10 protein-coding genes are annotated in these 16,066 nt (G+C 68.2%); 3 read left to right on the plus strand and 7 right to left on the minus strand.

What is annotated here, in order from left to right; all coding sequences use genetic code 11:
* The first annotated feature begins 55 nt into the window (after positions 1–55).
* Complete coding sequence (locus QHF84_RS00800; RefSeq protein ID WP_281311186.1) at positions 56–2,251, plus strand: prolyl oligopeptidase family serine peptidase; 2,196 nt, start codon at positions 56–58, stop codon at positions 2,249–2,251.
* 411 nt (positions 2,252–2,662) lie between these two features.
* On the opposite strand, the gene QHF84_RS00805 is transcribed toward QHF84_RS00800, so the two are convergent.
* Positions 2,663–3,178: a hypothetical protein gene (locus tag QHF84_RS00805; RefSeq protein ID WP_281311187.1), complete on the minus strand. Its 516-nt coding sequence runs from the start codon at positions 3,176–3,178 to the stop codon at positions 2,663–2,665.
* A 563-nt stretch (positions 3,179–3,741) separates the two neighbouring features.
* Positions 3,742–4,494: an SIMPL domain-containing protein gene (locus QHF84_RS00810; protein ID WP_281311188.1), complete on the minus strand. Its 753-nt coding sequence runs from the start codon at positions 4,492–4,494 to the stop codon at positions 3,742–3,744.
* Between the two features lie 144 nt (positions 4,495–4,638).
* On the opposite strand from QHF84_RS00810, the gene QHF84_RS00815 reads away from it, so the two are divergent.
* Positions 4,639–5,022: a hypothetical protein gene (locus QHF84_RS00815; RefSeq protein WP_281311189.1), complete on the plus strand. Its 384-nt coding sequence runs from the start codon at positions 4,639–4,641 to the stop codon at positions 5,020–5,022.
* 391 nt (positions 5,023–5,413) lie between these two features.
* Positions 5,414–6,625, plus strand: a complete 1,212-nt coding sequence (locus QHF84_RS00820) for an HNH endonuclease (protein WP_281311190.1) — start codon at positions 5,414–5,416, stop codon at positions 6,623–6,625.
* Here QHF84_RS00820 and QHF84_RS00825 read toward each other — a convergent pair.
* The 5 genes from QHF84_RS00825 to QHF84_RS00845 form a co-directional block, all read right to left on the minus strand.
* Positions 6,600–7,097: a DUF4262 domain-containing protein gene (locus QHF84_RS00825; RefSeq protein WP_281311191.1), complete on the minus strand. Its 498-nt coding sequence runs from the start codon at positions 7,095–7,097 to the stop codon at positions 6,600–6,602. The two genes, QHF84_RS00820 and QHF84_RS00825, sit on opposite strands and share 26 nt — an antisense overlap.
* A gap of 50 nt (positions 7,098–7,147) precedes the next feature.
* Positions 7,148–7,687 (minus strand): RNA polymerase sigma factor, encoded by a 540-nt coding sequence (locus QHF84_RS00830; RefSeq protein ID WP_281311192.1) that lies wholly within the window; start codon positions 7,685–7,687, stop codon positions 7,148–7,150.
* 1,141 nt (positions 7,688–8,828) lie between these two features.
* Positions 8,829–11,903 (minus strand): hypothetical protein, encoded by a 3,075-nt coding sequence (locus tag QHF84_RS00835; protein WP_281311193.1) that lies wholly within the window; start codon positions 11,901–11,903, stop codon positions 8,829–8,831.
* 320 nt (positions 11,904–12,223) lie between these two features.
* Entirely contained in the window at positions 12,224–14,989 is a 2,766-nt protein-coding gene (locus QHF84_RS00840) for a hypothetical protein (protein WP_281311194.1), read from the minus strand.
* A gap of 276 nt (positions 14,990–15,265) precedes the next feature.
* On the minus strand, positions 15,266–15,829 hold the full coding sequence (locus QHF84_RS00845) for a dihydrofolate reductase family protein (protein ID WP_281311195.1): 564 nt from the start codon (positions 15,827–15,829) through the stop codon (positions 15,266–15,268).
* Positions 15,830–16,066 lie beyond the last annotated feature (237 nt).

Genomic DNA, 16,066 nt, shown 5'->3' on the forward strand with positions numbered 1-16,066 from the left:
GCCACGGGATCGGCCCCTTGAAAACCCTCGCGACGCGTGACCATCATGCGCGCCGATGAAGCTCTCGCGCACCTCGTCGCTCGCCGTTCTGCCCGTGCTCCTCGCCGCTTGCGCCGGCGCGCCGCCTCCCCCGCCCGACGGCGGTAACTCCGAGGTCGCGACGAAGGTCATGGTCGAGGAAAGACCCGTGATGCCCGCGAAGACGGCCGCGTTCCCCTACCCCGCCACGCGCAAGGTCGACGCGTCGGATACGTTCTTCGGGGTCAAGGTCGCCGATCCCTACCGGTGGCTCGAGGACGAACGTTCGCCCGAGGTGCAAGCGTGGGTGAAGGCAGAGGACGAGCTCGCGCGTACCGAGCTCGCGAAGCTGCCGAAGCGCGAAGCGTTCGCCGAGAAGCTCCGCGCGCTCTCGTACCTCGAATCGATGAGCCCGCCGGTGCGCCGCGGAAACCGTTCGTTCTGGTCGCACAAGCCCGCCGACAAGGAGCAGCGCACGATCTACTGGCGCGAGGGGGACAAGGGTGAACAGAAGGTCCTGATCGATGTCGCTTCGCTCAGCGCCGATGGCTCGACCTCGCTCGGCACGTGGGTTCCCTCGTACGACGGCAAATGGGTCGCGTACATCGTGCACCCGAACAACGCGGACGCGGGCCAGATGCGGCTGCGCGACGTCACGACGGGCAAGGACAGCGTCATCGACACGATCCCGGGCGCCGAGTACGCCTTCCCGCTCTGGACCCCGAAGAGCGACGGTTTTTATTACGTCTCGGTCCCGGTCGACGCGCAGATCCCAGCCTCCGAGCTGCCCGGTTACTCCGAGGTGCGCTTCCACAAGCTCGGGCAGAAGGCGGAGACGGACACGCTCGTGCTCGCGAAAAACGGCGATCCCGAGACCGAGCTCGACGCGCGGCTCTCGCGCGACGGCCATTTCCTCGTGGTGAACGTCCTGCACGGCGGCAACGTGAACGGCATCAAGTTCCTCGACCTGCGCAAGAAGGGCGCGGCGTGGGTCGATCTCGTGAAGGGCTACGAGGGCTCGATGAGCGCCTTCGCCTACAAGGACGTGATTTACCTCCGCACGACGGAAGGTTCGCCGCGGGGCCGCATCTTCGCGATCGACCCGGCCAAACCGGCGCGCGAGCAGTGGAAGGAGATCGTGCCCGAGTCGAAGGACGCGGTGCTCGAAGACGCAGGTGTCGTCGGCGGGCACCTCGCGCTCACGTACCTGCGCAAGGCGTCGAGCGAGATCGAGGTCTGGACGACGGCGGGCAAGAAGGTCCACGCGATCAAGATGCCCGGAATCGGCACGACGGGCGGCCTCTTCGGCGAGCCGGACGAGGATCGCGCCTATTACGTGTTCACGTCGTTCACGTATCCGACCTCGATCTTCGAGGCGAGCGTCAAGAGCGGCGAGAGCAAGCTCTGGTACGCGGTCAAGGCGCCGGTCGATCCGGCCCCGTACGTGGTCGAGCAGGTGTTTTATCCGTCGAAGGACGGCACGCAGGTCTCGATGTTCGTCGTCCGCAGGAAGGACGCCCCGAAGAATGGCACGACGCCGTTCATCCTCACGGGCTACGGCGGCTTCAACATCAGCAAGACGCCGGCATTCTCGCCGATGTACTACACGTGGCTGGAGAATGGCGGCGGCCTTGCCGTGCCGAATCTGCGCGGCGGCGCGGAGTACGGCGAGGAATGGCACCGCGGCGGGATGCTGACGAAGAAGCAAAACGTGTTCGACGATTTCATCGCCGCGGCCGAGTGGCTGGTGAAGGAGAAGCTCACGTCGACGGACAGGCTGGTCGCATACGGCGGATCGAACGGCGGGCTGCTCGTGGGCGCGGTGGCGAATCAGCGGCCGGATCTGTTCAGCGCGGTGCTCTGCGCGGTGCCGGTGCTCGACATGATCCGGTATCCGCTGTTCGGCGACGGGAAGACGTGGGTCGCCGAGTATGGCTCACCCAAGGAGGAGAGCCTGTTCAAGGCGCTGTTCGCGTATTCGCCGTATCACAACGTCAAGCCCGGGACGAAGTACCCGGCATTCTTGATGCTGTCGGCGGACGCGGACGATCGCGTGCATCCGCTGCACGCGTGGAAGACGACGGCGGCCTTGCAGGCGGCGCAGGCGGGGGATCAGCCGGTGCTGATGCGCGTGGAGAAACACGCGGGGCACGGCGGCGCGGATATGGTGAAGAGCCGCGTGGAGCAGGGGGTCGATATGCTCGCGTTTGCGTACGGGCACGTGGCGCACTGACTCACCGAGCGTTCGCCGCGAGCAAGTTCTCGGTCGTGCCGGGGGGCCGCCGCGCCGGGGCGCTGCCCCGGACCCCGCGGGGGCTGTCCGCCCCTCGACCCGGACCAGCGCAAGCGCTGGACCATTTGGGGAAGAACTGCGCGATGCGCAGTTCTTCCCACAGGCCGGTGGCAAGACCACGAGGGGCCGTCTCACGCGCGACGGAGGGTCGCCCGTCGAGCCGTCAACGCTGCCGTCTTGACTGGCAGGGTCGTCGCCGGTCTTGAATCGGCCCGTTCGATGAACTGCGCATCGCGCAGTTCATCGACCCCGAGTCCAGCGCTTGCGCAGGCCCCGGGTGCAGGGGCGGATAGCCCCTGCTGGGGCCTGGGGCAACGCCCCAGCGAACCGGCTACGAGATGAAACCAATGCTCAGACTCCCGGGGACCTGGGCTCCGTGCTGGGCTCGGCGTTCGTCTCGGGACGGGCTTGCTTGTTCTTGCGGCGTGTCTCGGCGGCCTTTTTCGCGTACTGGGCGCGGTATGCCAGGGTCTTGTTGAAGGCGGCTTGCACGGATGGGTCGCCGTGCTGAATGGTGGCGTCGAGGAATCCGCCGATGCGGCTGATGTCGGACTCACGCGCGTCCTCGTAGTAGATCTCGCTCTCCTCGAGGACCTCGGCGAGCTTGAGGACATCCTTTTTGAGCGCTCGGATTTCGTCGAGTGTGGCGGTCTTGTCGACGATGTTCTGCAACATGCTGGGGTGAACGCCGAGGGTCTCGCCGTACTGCGGGAGGGCCTTCGAAAGTTCGTCGAACATCTCCGGAAAACCGGGCTTCTGGCGCCGCGCGCCCGAAAGCGTGCCATTGGCGGCGTCCACGAGCTTCGGACGAATGCTGGTCACGTCGATGATGCTGGGGCCCATATAGGGAGCAATCTTGTCGTTCACGAAAACCTCCATGCTCGCACCCTCATGGAAGGAGCGAGAGTCTTGGGGTGAGGGCCGCAAGATAAGCAGGGGCCGAATGCTGTCATCGGCGGAATCTTGCTCTGTGAACGGCCGCGCGGAGCGTGAGCACGCGCGAGGGGGTGCACGTCCTCGCGGACAGAGAGGGTGAACAGGCGCGGAGGGTCGCACCTGCTCGCGCGTGAGGAACGCGAGCACGTCCAGGGGAGCGCATGTGCTCGCGCGCAATCAGCGTGAGCACGCCTGGGGAGGCGCATGTGCTCGCGCGCAATCAGCGTGAGCACGCCCGGGGGAGCGCACGTCCTCGTGCCCCGGAGAGGGAGAGGACGACCGGGGGAGCGCACGTCCTTACGCGCGAGGAGCGAGAGCACGCCCGGGGGGGGCGCACGTCCTCACGGACAGAGAAGGTCAACACGCCCGAGGAGGCGCAGGTGCTCGTGCCCGGAGAGGGAGAGGACGCCCGGAGAGGCGCACGTCCTCGCGAAGGGAGCAGGGTGCGTACGCGGGAGGGGAAGCGCGCACGCGGCCGGCGGCGGCGAGCCGTATCAGCGCAGGAGCTGAAACGTGACCAGGATCTTCGCCCTCACCGTGACGTGCCCTGGTACGATCGAGCCGACGCCGAGATCGGGTTCGCCAGGCTCGGTGACGGCGACTTGAGCGAGCTGCTGGCCCGCCCACGCCGGCGGTACCGCCGCCTCTGCCACCACGAGGGGTTGACCGATTCGCTGACCGAGCTTCGCAGCGAGCGCCTGCGCCTTGTCTTGGGCTGCCTTGACGGCGAGCGCTCGCGCTTCATCCCGATGCTTCTTCAATTCCGTCGTCGCGAAGTCGACACCGTCGACGCGGTTCGCGCCCGCCTCGAGCGCGCCGATCAGCAAACGCTCGATCTTTCGCATGTCCCGGAGCGTCACGGTGATGGTGGTGTGCGCGGCATACCCGACGACGTTGGTTCGAATGTAGCCGTCTTTGTAGAGCGGCTCCAGCCTGATGTAATCGGTTCGCACATCCTTCGCGTCGATGCCGAGCCTCTCGGTGAGCGCGAGGACCCGCGCGACCCGCTCGTCATTTTGCCGCTTCGCGACGAGGAGCTCTACGTCTTGTGTGTCGACGCCGAGCCTCACGAATGCCTCGTCGGGCGCGACGCTCACCTGCGCGTCGCCAGAGACGCTGATCGTACGCAGCCCGGCCGTGGCTGCCTTGTTCACAGGGAGCGGCGCCTCGGCGCTCGACGCGCCCGGACTGGAAGCAGAGAGGGCGGCGCCGACGGCGAGCGCCGCGAACAGGGAGATGCGCTTCATGAATTCCTCCTTCACCCCAACGCGGGAGGTTTCGGCGGTATGGCAGGATGGAATGCACGTCGCGGGCCACGGCACGGAACTGGCCACGACCAGCGGTATTACCATTCGCCAGCGATGACGACGCGCGGAGGAGGAGCATCCTGCATGGCCCGAAAGATCATGATTGCATCGTTCATTGCCACAGCGGTCGGCAATTCCACGATCGCGCAGGCGGCCGCTGAGGAGATCCCGTGCACGCTCGAGGCGCGCGCTTCGGTCACGGTCACGGTCCTCGACGCGGAAGGCGCCCCCGTCTCCGACGCGGTGGTCAGGTATTCGGTCCGTGACGAGCCTGCCAGGGATTGCGAGTCGTTCACGGACGGCGAGTATGTCTGCGGCTGGGAGACCTCGGGACATTTCTTCATCACCGCGACACGCGGCGCCGAGGCGGCGACAGCGGCGCTCTTCGTGTGGTGGGGAGGGTGCCACGTACGGAGCGAGCGCGTGACGCTGCGACTCTCCGAGATGCCGGCAGACCGGAGTCCGTAGGAGCGATCGAACCGAGGGGCGGGAGCGGAAACGGGGTCAGGCGAGCCGGAGCGTCTTCAGGTGCTACCGGGCGAGATGCAGGCGCTGCCGCTGCCGCTGCCGCTGCCGCTGCCGCTGCCGCTGCCGCTGCCGCTGCCGCTGCCGCTGCCGCTGCCGCTGCCGCTGCCGCGACCGCTGCCGTTGCCGCTGCAGCGGCAGCTCCCACGCGAACGCGATCGGGGACACGCGAGACGGACGCTTCGTCCACTGACAGGGAATGTCCCACCGCAAGAGGAATCTCTTGCGCAGTTCCTACCTCGCCATGCACAAGGATCGTCAGGAACAACGCAGGCTCGCGCACAGCGCCGCGGGGGTGGCTCGGTGTGGCCTGCGACGACGGGAGGGTCCTTCCATGGCCTGGCTTCCATCGATCCGTCCGATGAGCGGAAAGCTCTCGGTATTTCTCGCTTTCGCAGCGGCATTGATCGCGCTCCTCTCCGGCTGCACACAGCCGCCGCCGCGGCATCCAGAGATCCACGTCTGCGCGCGCCCGCCGGAGATCCCGGAGGGCGTCGCGACCTGGTCCATTTCGGGCTCCGGGACGCTCCTGTGGACGCAGCGGGAGCTCGCAATGGGGAGGGCCCATGACAGCCCGCTGTACGTCCTGGATCTCGATGCGCCTGCGAGCAGCGTCAAGTTATTACCCATTCCCTACAACCACCTGAAATGCCCCCGGAGGCCTTTGCCGCCGCCCCGGCTCCCGGCGGCGAAGAAGCCCGTGGTGGCGCGGAAGGTGGAGGCCCCCAAGAAGGAAGCCCAGAAGTCGACCGTGGCGGTGAAGGCGCGGCCGCAGCCGATCCAGAGAGCGCCCGAGCCGGAGGAGGCGCATCGGACACGGACGCGGGTCGTGGTGCGACAAACGCGGGCGGCGGAGGCTCCGGCGACGGTCTCCCGGGTGGCGCACCGCGAGGCGAGGTGTCCGAACGATCCGGGGCAAGTCCGGCGGACGCGGAGCACGGGGGAAGCGTGCAGCGCTGCGGAGAAGTCGACGACGGTGAGGCCGCGGCCGGCGGTGCGCGCGGCGCGTGTCGGGGATGGCGAGGGGACGGAGGAGCCGGCGCCCATCGAGCCACCTCGCCCTGCCGATGGGCAGATCCGGGATTGGAACGTGCGGGAGCCGGAGGTCACGGGGCTACCGGCGGAGCGGGCGAAGGAGTGTCTTGCCAACCTGTGTCACGCGCGGCACCCTGGCTTCGTTCCGAAGGGGAAGGAGGGAAGCGGAAAGGCGGCGGGGCCGCGGGAGGGGCAGGCGTGGTCGAAAGGCGTACAGGATCCGCCGCGGGGTTCCGCGGGAGGACCGAATGCGGGAAAGCCGTTTACGCGGCGTCAGAAGGCCGAAACCCAGGGCGGGAATGCAGCAGTCAATGGCGGCCAGACGCGATGCACCACCTGCGGACAGCCGACGGTGCCTGCACAGCAGAGTCGGAAAGGGGTCGCGCCGCCCCGGAACGAATCACAGACGGATCACATCATACCGAAAGCAAAGGGCGGAAATACATCCCCCGAGAACAGGCAAGTGCTCTGCCGAGACTGCAATCTCAAGAAGGGGGATCGGTATCCATGAGCCCCAGGACAGTCTGAGTCGAATCATCGAGCACGCAATCCGGGTCCCACGGAAAGCGACCCGCCTGATCCGGCCAGACGACCTGAAGCACCGGGAACTCCTTTCCACGGTAGAACCAGATCGCACAACCCAGGTGCGCGCGGTACTCCTCCCATTTCATCGTGACGAACCGAACGTCACGCTCCTCGAGCACATTGGAATCGCACATCCCATGGTCGAACCGCTGCCCGGCCCTGATGCGGCTGCCCAGGCCGTTGATGATGGACTGGGCAGTGGAAAAAGGTAAACCCACGACGATGAGCTCGGGATGCCCGAACGTGTGGAATAACCCGATGGAATAGGACCAATCCGGACCTCCCGAATCGTCTTCGATGGTCCTTCCAACGTGGATGATGTGCCATCCATGCGTCTGCACATCGTGCAAAAGCTTGCGGTCGCCTTCGTCTTCAGGGGTAGGTAACGAGTCGCGCATCTTCCCGGTGCCGGGTCATATCACAGGCAGAGCGGGAGCGGGCACGGAGATCACGCGAGCGCGAGCGTCTTCAGGTGCTCCCGGGCGAGATGCAGGCGGGCGTAAGCGGTTTTCGTCTTGATGCCGAGCGCTTCGGCGATCTCCCGGATCGAACGGCCCTCCAGGTACGGCATCACCACCGCGCGGATGCGCGGGCCGATCTTCCAGAGGAACCGCTTCAGCCGGAACAGCCCATACATCGCCTGCAAGAGCGTGTCGGGCGACGATGGGAGTTCCTGCTCGGGATAGTCCTCCCCGAGCCCCACGAAGACCTCTCGCTCGTGACGCGAAAGCTTCCGATAATTCCTCGCGCGGTTGAGCCCGATCACCAGGAGCCACGGACGGGCCTGCTCCGGCGTGACGAGACATTCGAGGCGTCGCCAGGCCGCGAGGAAGACCTCTTGCACGACGTCGTCCACGTCGCGGGATGGGATGGCCTGGCCGAGAAGAAGGCGGCGCAGGAAATCGCGGTGTTCGAGGTAAAGGCGCCCGAGGAGGGCGTGTGCCGCCGTAAAGTTTGCCGGCGGCGGATGGAGCGGTATCGTGGTCATACTCATGACTCCGGTGTGTTCGGGGTTGTGGGGAGACGCCGGTCGGTGATGTGAGCGCCGGCTGGCGTCGCTTGTTTTGTCTCATGGGTTGGCGGGGAATGCAATGGGGAAGTGCGGGGAATGGTTTGGCTTGAAGGAACCTGGATCCGCAAGGGATTGCGAGGCGGGGCCGCGTGAATGAGAGGGAGATCTCGGCTGCCGCTGCCGCTGCCGCGACCGCTGCCGCGACCGCTGCCGCTGCCGCTGCCGCTGCCGCTGCCGTTGCCGTTGCCGTTGCCGTTGCCGGTGGAAGGCGTGCCGCCGTGGGGACGGCACGCCCGGGTCATTACCGGCGTGTGAGGCGGTGCAGGGTGGCTATGATACGGTCGATCGTATCGAGCAGGTTTTCGTCCACGTTTTCAAGGTAGCCGAGCGCTTCGGCTACCTCTAGGCTGCGCGTTCATGCAGCCCGAATGCCCGCTCTGCGTGGTTTCGCTGGGAGAGCATCCCTATCGAACTGCCCCCGACCGTACGTTCCGGCGCAAATGCGACAGGTGTGGGCTCGACTGGATCGAGGACACCCCGGACGAGTGGATCCGGCATTCCGACGCTGACGCGTATCCCGGACCGTCCGACCCCTCCCTCCCCATTGTCGTTCGTCCCGCGCTGGGCTGTTGGTTCCCGCTCTTCGGGCTTCTTGCGTTCGTCTGTGCGGCGCTCACTGTCACGTTCATCGTCGAAGCGATCTCTGGATCCCTCACGTGGTACCAATGGATCGCGCTCGTCGTCTGCGTACCCGTTTGCCTCGTGGTCACCGTGGCGACCCTGGGTGTATGTACCTCGACCCTTTTGCGGCTCGTCTTCCCCGCAAGGTTGGATCTATCCGGTGACGTCATCTGGATTCGCTTGGAATCCGGATGGGCCCGGAGGACCGATGCGCGCGTGAAGAAATCGGCCATTCGAACGGTCGAGCTTCGTGGCTGGCAGCACGGTCTGCGAGAGATATGGGTGACGCACGAGTCCGGCCTCGCGTTTCGCGCGTTCGGGCCCAGGATGCCAGAGGAAGCCGAGGAGCTTCGAGCACGGATCTCCCGATGGATCCGGGGCCCGCTCGTGTGATCGCTGCCGCTTCCCCCAGTCCCCGAAGCGAGTCATCCGTCGCTCACGGATTCTCGTCCTCAATCCACGCGCACGCGAGCTTCCGCACCGCACCTTTCGGCGCGTCGACCGCCCCGCCCTCGGCGCGGAGACCAGCCAGATCAGCGCGCACGAACCAACCCTCGGTATCGTCCTGCCCTTCGAGATGGACGCCGACGCGGCTGACGCAGGCGTTTTGCTCGGTCACCCGGACATCGAACGTCGCCGACTCGGTGGCGAGCTCCTTGCCCTCGAACAGCACGCGCAAGGGCGGCTCGTTCGCGTGCAGCGTGAACGTCATCCCCGCGGCGCCCGCCTTGCACGACGGCAACCGCTCCAGCACGAGCGGCGTGGGGAGCCGCTTCCACGCGACACCGTCGAGCAGCGGCGGAACCGCGGGGTTCCCCTTCGGGATCGGCACGAGCCCAAAACGCTGGAATGCGCCTGCGAGCACGAGCAACGGGACCCCCTTGGCGCTCGGCTCCCCGACGACCATCCGGGCGCGGTAATACAATTCGAAGTTGGGCAGTTGCGCGATCGGCACCATCGGCTTGCCCTCGAACCAGACGAAGAGCTGATGGGCCAGGATCCCGGCAATGGGCGCGCCGGGCCCGCCGCCAAAGGCCACCTCGCGCAGGGAGGACGTGTTCCCCGCCATGTGCCGATCGTCGAGGACCCTCGTGTTGTGCACGAGACCCGGCTCGACCGCGCGCATTCGCCGATAGCCCGGCCCCATCGCGCCCGGCGGCAAGGACGAGTCTCCCACGATGACGCGGAACACTTCGCCCTTGCCCGCCGCGCTCAGGCGCACGAGAGCGCCCGCGTAGCTGGAGAGGTTGCGCGTGTCCCCGTAGGCGTCTTGCGGGCCCTTGAAGACGGCGCGCGCGCCACTGGGGACGCCGCCTTCGTCGCTCGGCTCGCTGAAGACGCCGCTCACGTAGGCAATGGCCCGGCCGTCGCGCGAGGCGACGCCAGCGACGTGCGCCTCGTGGAGATCCACCCGCATCCGCACATTCTGCCCCGGCTTCGGGTGCATGAGCCGGAAGCGCTTCACGTGGTCGTCGAACGTGGGCGCGGCGCCTTGCCAGGTGCGGGGCCGGCTCCCGATCTCGTCGGGATCCAGCCAGCGGAGGAACCATCGGCGCGGCGGTTGGTCCCCCGGCGATTTCGGCTCGGGGGCGCCCTCCACGAACAGCGCCATCGCGCCCAGCGACTTCCCGACATCGGGAGGGCCGTCGTCCTCGCCCGAGCTGGCGACGGTGTCCTCACGGTGGATCACGCCGCCCTCCGGCGACAAGCCCGCAGGGAGTTTTACGTGGGTCAAGTCGGTCCACGTCTCATCGCGCGGGGACAAACTGCTCGGCGCTGCGCCCGCGTCCCGGCAGGAGAGCGCATATCGCTTGCCGAGCCGCGGAGGCGGCGCCTCGGCCGTGATCGGCGGCTCGGGCGCATCCACGGGAGACGCGGCCTCGGCGCCCCACCCGAGGCGCAGGTGATCGCCGAGGATCGCGCCGATCTCGCCCACGGCGAACGCTTTTTCGGGTTCATTGTTCCACCCCATCGACAGGCGCACCGCGCCCGCGTCGCCGCGGACGAAGCGGAGCGCCTTGGGCTCCGCGAGCATCGCGTGCACGCCTGCGGGCGCCGGAATCTCGCTCCAGGTCATTCCACTGTCGGTCGACGCGAGCACGCCTTGCTCCGTCAGCGCAATGCCTTTGCCACCATGAACGCGCGCCGCGAACGCGCCCGGGACGCGCACGACACGGGCCGCTCCGCCGCCGAGGGGCTGGGCGACGGCGAAAACCCCCTCCTTGTCCCGGGCGAGGAAATGGAGCACGTGCGCGGCGTCCTCCTCGATGGGGCCGAAGGCCGAGAGCACGGGCCCATCGAGGGGCGGGAGCGCTTCTTCTTCATTGGATCCCGGGGCCACCACGACCACGCGCGGCGGCTCCTGCCCGGATTCGGGGTTCTTCAGCATTGCGACACGCCCGTCCGCGAGAGGGCCTGCGCTCTCGGGCACGTGCGAGGCGTCGAGCGAAACGTTGCGCCATTCTCCGCTCGGCTGCCGCGCGGCGACGTCGGCCGTTTTGGAGCCGGGAGCAAAGGCCAGCACGCCGCCGCTCGACGAGACGCGCAGCTCGGTCGCCGAGGGAGGGACGGTCTCTCGGGGCCCGAGCGCGAGCTTGCCGTCCTCGACCTTCCCCCGGAAGACGGAAGTGAGCGCGCTGTGAAGCTGGTCGCGTGGCCTGCAGCCGACCCAGACATCGCGGCCCGCGGATCGGAGGTCGCACCAGGGGATGTGCGCGGGATCCACGCCGGGGATGGCGGCGACCACCGTCGCGGCCGCCGTGGCCAGATCGAGATGCAAGACGAGCCCGTTCCACGCGATCCACGCGCCGCCGTCGGGTGCCGCGACGCCCGCGAGCGCCGCGGTCGCCATCGGATCGTGGTCGAGGTCGACGAGCAGTTCGAGCGGGATCGAGCCGTCGGGCGCCGGCAGGGCCTTGGGCGCCTCGGTCGACGCCGGCGCGCGGGGCGTTTCGGTTTCCTCTTCCACCCCGTCGAGCTTGCCGGCCTTGATGTCGACTTCGAGCAAATCGCTGACATCGAGCACGACGCCCGGCGGACGCTTGCTCCGCGGCCGCTGCCAGGTCGCGCCTCCGTCCCGGGTCACCCAGGCGCCAGAAAGCACCAAGATGGCCGCGCCGTGGAGCTCGTCCTCGAAGGCGACGCTCGACAGGGGATAGTCGGGCAACGTCGGGGGCTGCGGCGTCTCTTTGCCATCCTCGACAGAGAAGAACCGGGTCGGGGCAAAGGGCATGTCGCTCGTGGCAACGACGACGAGCCCCGGCATGGCCTGGATGCTCGATACCGGCGTTCCAGGGGGCAGGAGCCGTCTCCCGGGGCCGAGGGGATCGTCGAAGCGATAAACGACGTCCCCTGCGCGTCCGACGAGGCGCGGCCCCTGCGCGGTCGGGACGACGAGGAGCTGAGCGAGCGGCATCGGCAACTCGGCGGTCTGCCAGCGGGGCGTGCCATCCGCGGCGAGCAAGAGGCGCCGTCCCCCGACGAGCCGGAGCGTCCCGCCGGCGACGGGCACGGATTGGTTTCGTTCCCCGGAGACGAGCCAGCGCCAAGGGGAAAGCGGAGGCGCAGGCGCAGGCGGCGTCTTCGCAACGATGCGGGGCGGAGGCGCGGGTGCAGGCGGCGCCGAGCACGCGGGGAGGACGGTCGCGTAAAGGATGGCCGCGGCTGAGAAGGAGCGGGCGCGCGATGGCATGAATGGGGGCACGGTAATCGAATCGCCCGGAAAAAGGGACGACGAAAGCGGACGCGGTCGCGGTCGCGGCAGCGGCAGCGGCAGCGGCAGCGGCAGCGGCAGCGGTCGCAGGACGGACGCTCAGGTACGTCGCTTAGATATCAACGTCGACGGCGGCGAAGAAGGAGGCCGATGCCGACGAGTGCGAGCCATCCGGCATTCCCCGAGGAGCGCGTGTCGACCGCGCATTGCACACCACCGCCACCGGGAGGGACATCCGCGCCGCCGCTTCCGCCGCCTATACCACCTGCACCACCTGCACCACCTGCACCGCCTGCGCCGCCCGCACCACCTGCTCCGCCAGCACCACCTGCTCCGCCAGCACCACCTGCTCCGCCAGCACCACCTGCTCCGCCCGCACCGCCTGCGCCGCCGCTTCCGCCTGCGCCTCCTACGCCGCCGCTTCCGCCTCCGCCGCCGCTTCCGCCGGCCCCACCCGCGCCGCCGCTGCCGCCGAGCGGATCCAAGAGCCTCGCATGGGCACGGCGCGCGCTGTACGGCGCCGGGGATACGTAGCGCGTGTACGCCACCAGCACCCTGCCCCCGCCCGGCGCGAGGGCCACGGCCCCCTCATGCTCCGGCGCCATCGACAGCGGGAAGCTCGCCCCCACGCTGCCCTGGGGATCGATCTTCGCGGCGTACAGATCGAGCGACCCGGGATCGGCCGCGTTCGTCAGCGCGTGCCAGGCGAGGACGTAATCCGTTCCGTCGAACGCCACCGCCGAGCTGTCGAAATCGGCGCCCATGCCGGCGACGAGGACGCCCTGCGGATCGAGGATCTGTCCCGCGGGGTCGACGCGCCCCGCCCGCACCTCGTTGCCCTGGTGCCAGACGACGAGGTGATTTCCAGCGCCCCCGCCGCTGACCTGCGCGGACCGAACGGAGTCGCCCCCCGAGACGATGGTGAGATCCGCGCTGTCGAGCAACGTGCCCAGGGTGTCGACACGGCGCCCCCACACGCCGTTGTCCTGGTGCCAGACGACGAGGTAGTTCGTCCCGTTGTAGGCGACCTGCGCCTGCTGGGGATAGTGATGCTGATCGGCCAGCCCCAGCACCGGCGCGACCGGGAGCAGGTCGTGGTCGAGCAGCACGCCGGAGAGGCCGATATTCTCGAGCTCGCAGCCGTTGGCGAAGACCAGCGTGCGAACGCCGTCGCTCGCGGCCGTCGCCCTCAGCCGGTTGAAACCCTGGCCGCAGAGCGGGATCTGCACCGGGGTCGCGTCGAGCAGGGCGCCCTGGGGGCTCACGCGCACGGCCTGATAGGGGTTATCGTTGTCGATGTACTTGCGCACGAAGATCACCACGAAGTTCGCGCCGTCGAAGACCACGGTGGCCTCGTCGAAGGGCAGGCCCGTGATCGCGATCGGCGTGGCGTCGAGGACCTGCCCCGAAGGCCCCACGCGCACCCCGTAGAGGCCTTGGCCGTCGATGTTCGGCTCGCGCGAATCGCTCCAGATGACGAAGGAGGTCTGCCCGTCCGAGGCCGCGCCGAGCACCTCCTGCGCGTTGCCGTGCGTCGAGAAGGTCCGGGACTGCGTGTCGATCGGCGGGGCCATGCCCGAGCCGAAACGCCTGCCCACGACCGGCGTGCTGCTGGTCTCCGACGTCCACGTGGCCAGCACGCCCGCGCCGTCCGAGGCGAGGGCCACGTCCACGCCCGTGTCGGGCAGGAGCTGCACAGGCACCGTGAGCGTGCCGTCCTGCGCGAGGCGTGCATGCTCGACGCGCGTCCAGAAGTTTCCGCCATCATCCGTGCCGTCGCGGCTCCACGCGATCCGCGTGCCCGCGCCGTCGGGGGCCACGTCGAGCCGGTTCATTTCTTCGAATTCGACGTACTCCGCCGCGACCATGATCCCGCTGGGATCAACGACGGTGCCCTGCGGCGAGACGCGCGTGGCGAAGATCTGCTCCTCGCCCACGTCCCAGTCGAGGTTGTACCAGGCGACGACGTGGTTCTGGCCGTCGAAGCTCGTGGCCAGGTGGGGGGAGCGGCAGTCGGTGGCCGGGAGGGAGCTCACCGCGATGCCCCCCGGATCAAGCACGGTGCCCTGGGGCGTGATGCGCGCGCCGCGCACCGTGGCGTCGCCCGAGGAGGCGGCCCAGACGACGAAATGGTTCGTCCCGTCGAAGGAGACGTCGACCGGGCTGCAGACGTCGGCGGGCACGTAGATCCCGCCCGGATCGAGGACCGTCGCGTCGGGCGCGACGCGCGCATAATAGAAGCCGCCCATGGGATCGCTCTGGATCGCCACGCGGCTCCAGGCGACGAAATAATGGGTCCCGTCGAAATCGACGGACGGAGGGCCCAAGAGCTCGAGCGGCATGCCTCCGATATCGAACCCGCCAGGGTCGAGCACGGCCCCGGCCTGGCTGACCCGCACGCCGCGGACCTTCCTGTTCTGCACGGTGACCACCAGGTAATTGGTCCCGTCGAAGGCGACCGCCGGGGAATACGGCCAGCCGCTGTAGGGATCGCCGTACCAGTCGTCGAGCAGCCGAATGCCATACGGATCGAGCACCGTGCCGTCCTGCGCGACGCGCGTGCCGTAGAGGATCGGGCGGGAGGTGCGCAGGTCCGACCAGGCGAGCAGCCATTGCCCACCGCCGAACGCGGCCTGCGCTCTCGATCCCGGCGCGGCCGTGAGGACGGGGGTCGTGTCGAGCGGAACCTCGGGGAGGAGAACGAAGTTCTGCGCATGGGTGGGTACACGCGGCGCGTCGAGGACGTCGTCGGAAAGACGCCCCGCCGAGGGCGTGGCGGAGTTCTCGGAGGAGCCGCAAGCCGTGAGCAGGCCGAGCAGGGGGACGAGGGCGCGGAGGTATACGGAGGACGCGCTTCGCGAGCGCCGGAGCCTAAGCAGGTTCATGGGCGCGACCCTACCAAGAATCGCTCTCCTGCTGAAAGAACCGGGCCCGCCGCATTCATGCTATGCCCCGGTGGACGCGAGGCGCGTGGTAGCACGGACGGGTCGCCGTGCTGGAGTGGTGTCGACGAAGCCGCCGAGCCGGCTGATGATCTTCTGCCAGATGCCCGGGTGTATGGTGGCTGATCGATGGTCTCTGGGCGGCCGAAGGTGTCGGCATCGTCGGCGGCGCGCCGAAGTGCTGCAAGACGTATTCCGGACAGACGGGCGCGACGGGGGCTAGTTCGACCGCACGCGATAGCGAAGGTGGACGACCCCGTTAGCGAATCGGTGTTCGTCGAGGAGCGCAAGGTCGATGCGCCCGTGGGTCGGCAGCGCCGGGTTACGCCCGCCGAGAATGACGGGCCAAACGATCAGATGGCACTCATCGACCAATCCGGCTTCGAGTGCCTGTGCCGCAAGGTTCGGCCCTCCGACGAGCACATCGCTGGGAGCAGCCGCCAACATGTCGCGCACGGCGCCCGGATCGAAGCGGCGTTCGAGCCGGGTCTTGGCCGTGGACACTGTGGTCATGCTCGTGGAGTAGACAACCTTGTCTGCCGCTTGCCAGACGCTCGCGAAGGCGCTCATGAGGTCCGACCGCGCCGCCAGCGAGGCGTCGGTTTCCCACACGGCCATCGTGTCGTACATGCGCCGCCCATAGAGGTAAGTGCCGGCCGACCGCATGAGGTCGGTCGTGAACGCGAATACCGCTTCGTCAAATTTGGCCCAGTCGAAGGCGCCGGTGTCATCCTCGGTGTAGCCGTCGAGTGACATGTTCGATGCGTAGATCAGCTTTGCCATGGCTCCCTGAATTTCCTAGCTCTCTACGATCAGGTCAAGCGTGAGTTCGGGATTGGCGCTCTGGATACGGCGGGCGCTCCGCAGGAAGACGCGCGGCCGATGAGACCAGCTCCCCGCGCGGCCGCTCTGCTCGTTTTCGGCTGCGCGTCCCCACCGGCACCTTCGTCGCCGACGCCACCGTCCACCGCAGCCGCGCCCGAAGTCCCCATCACGCCGACGCCGACGCCGACGCCGACG

This window comes from Polyangium sp. y55x31 (assembly GCF_029946505.1).
Taxonomy (GTDB): Bacteria; Myxococcota_A; Polyangia; order Polyangiales; family Polyangiaceae; genus Polyangium.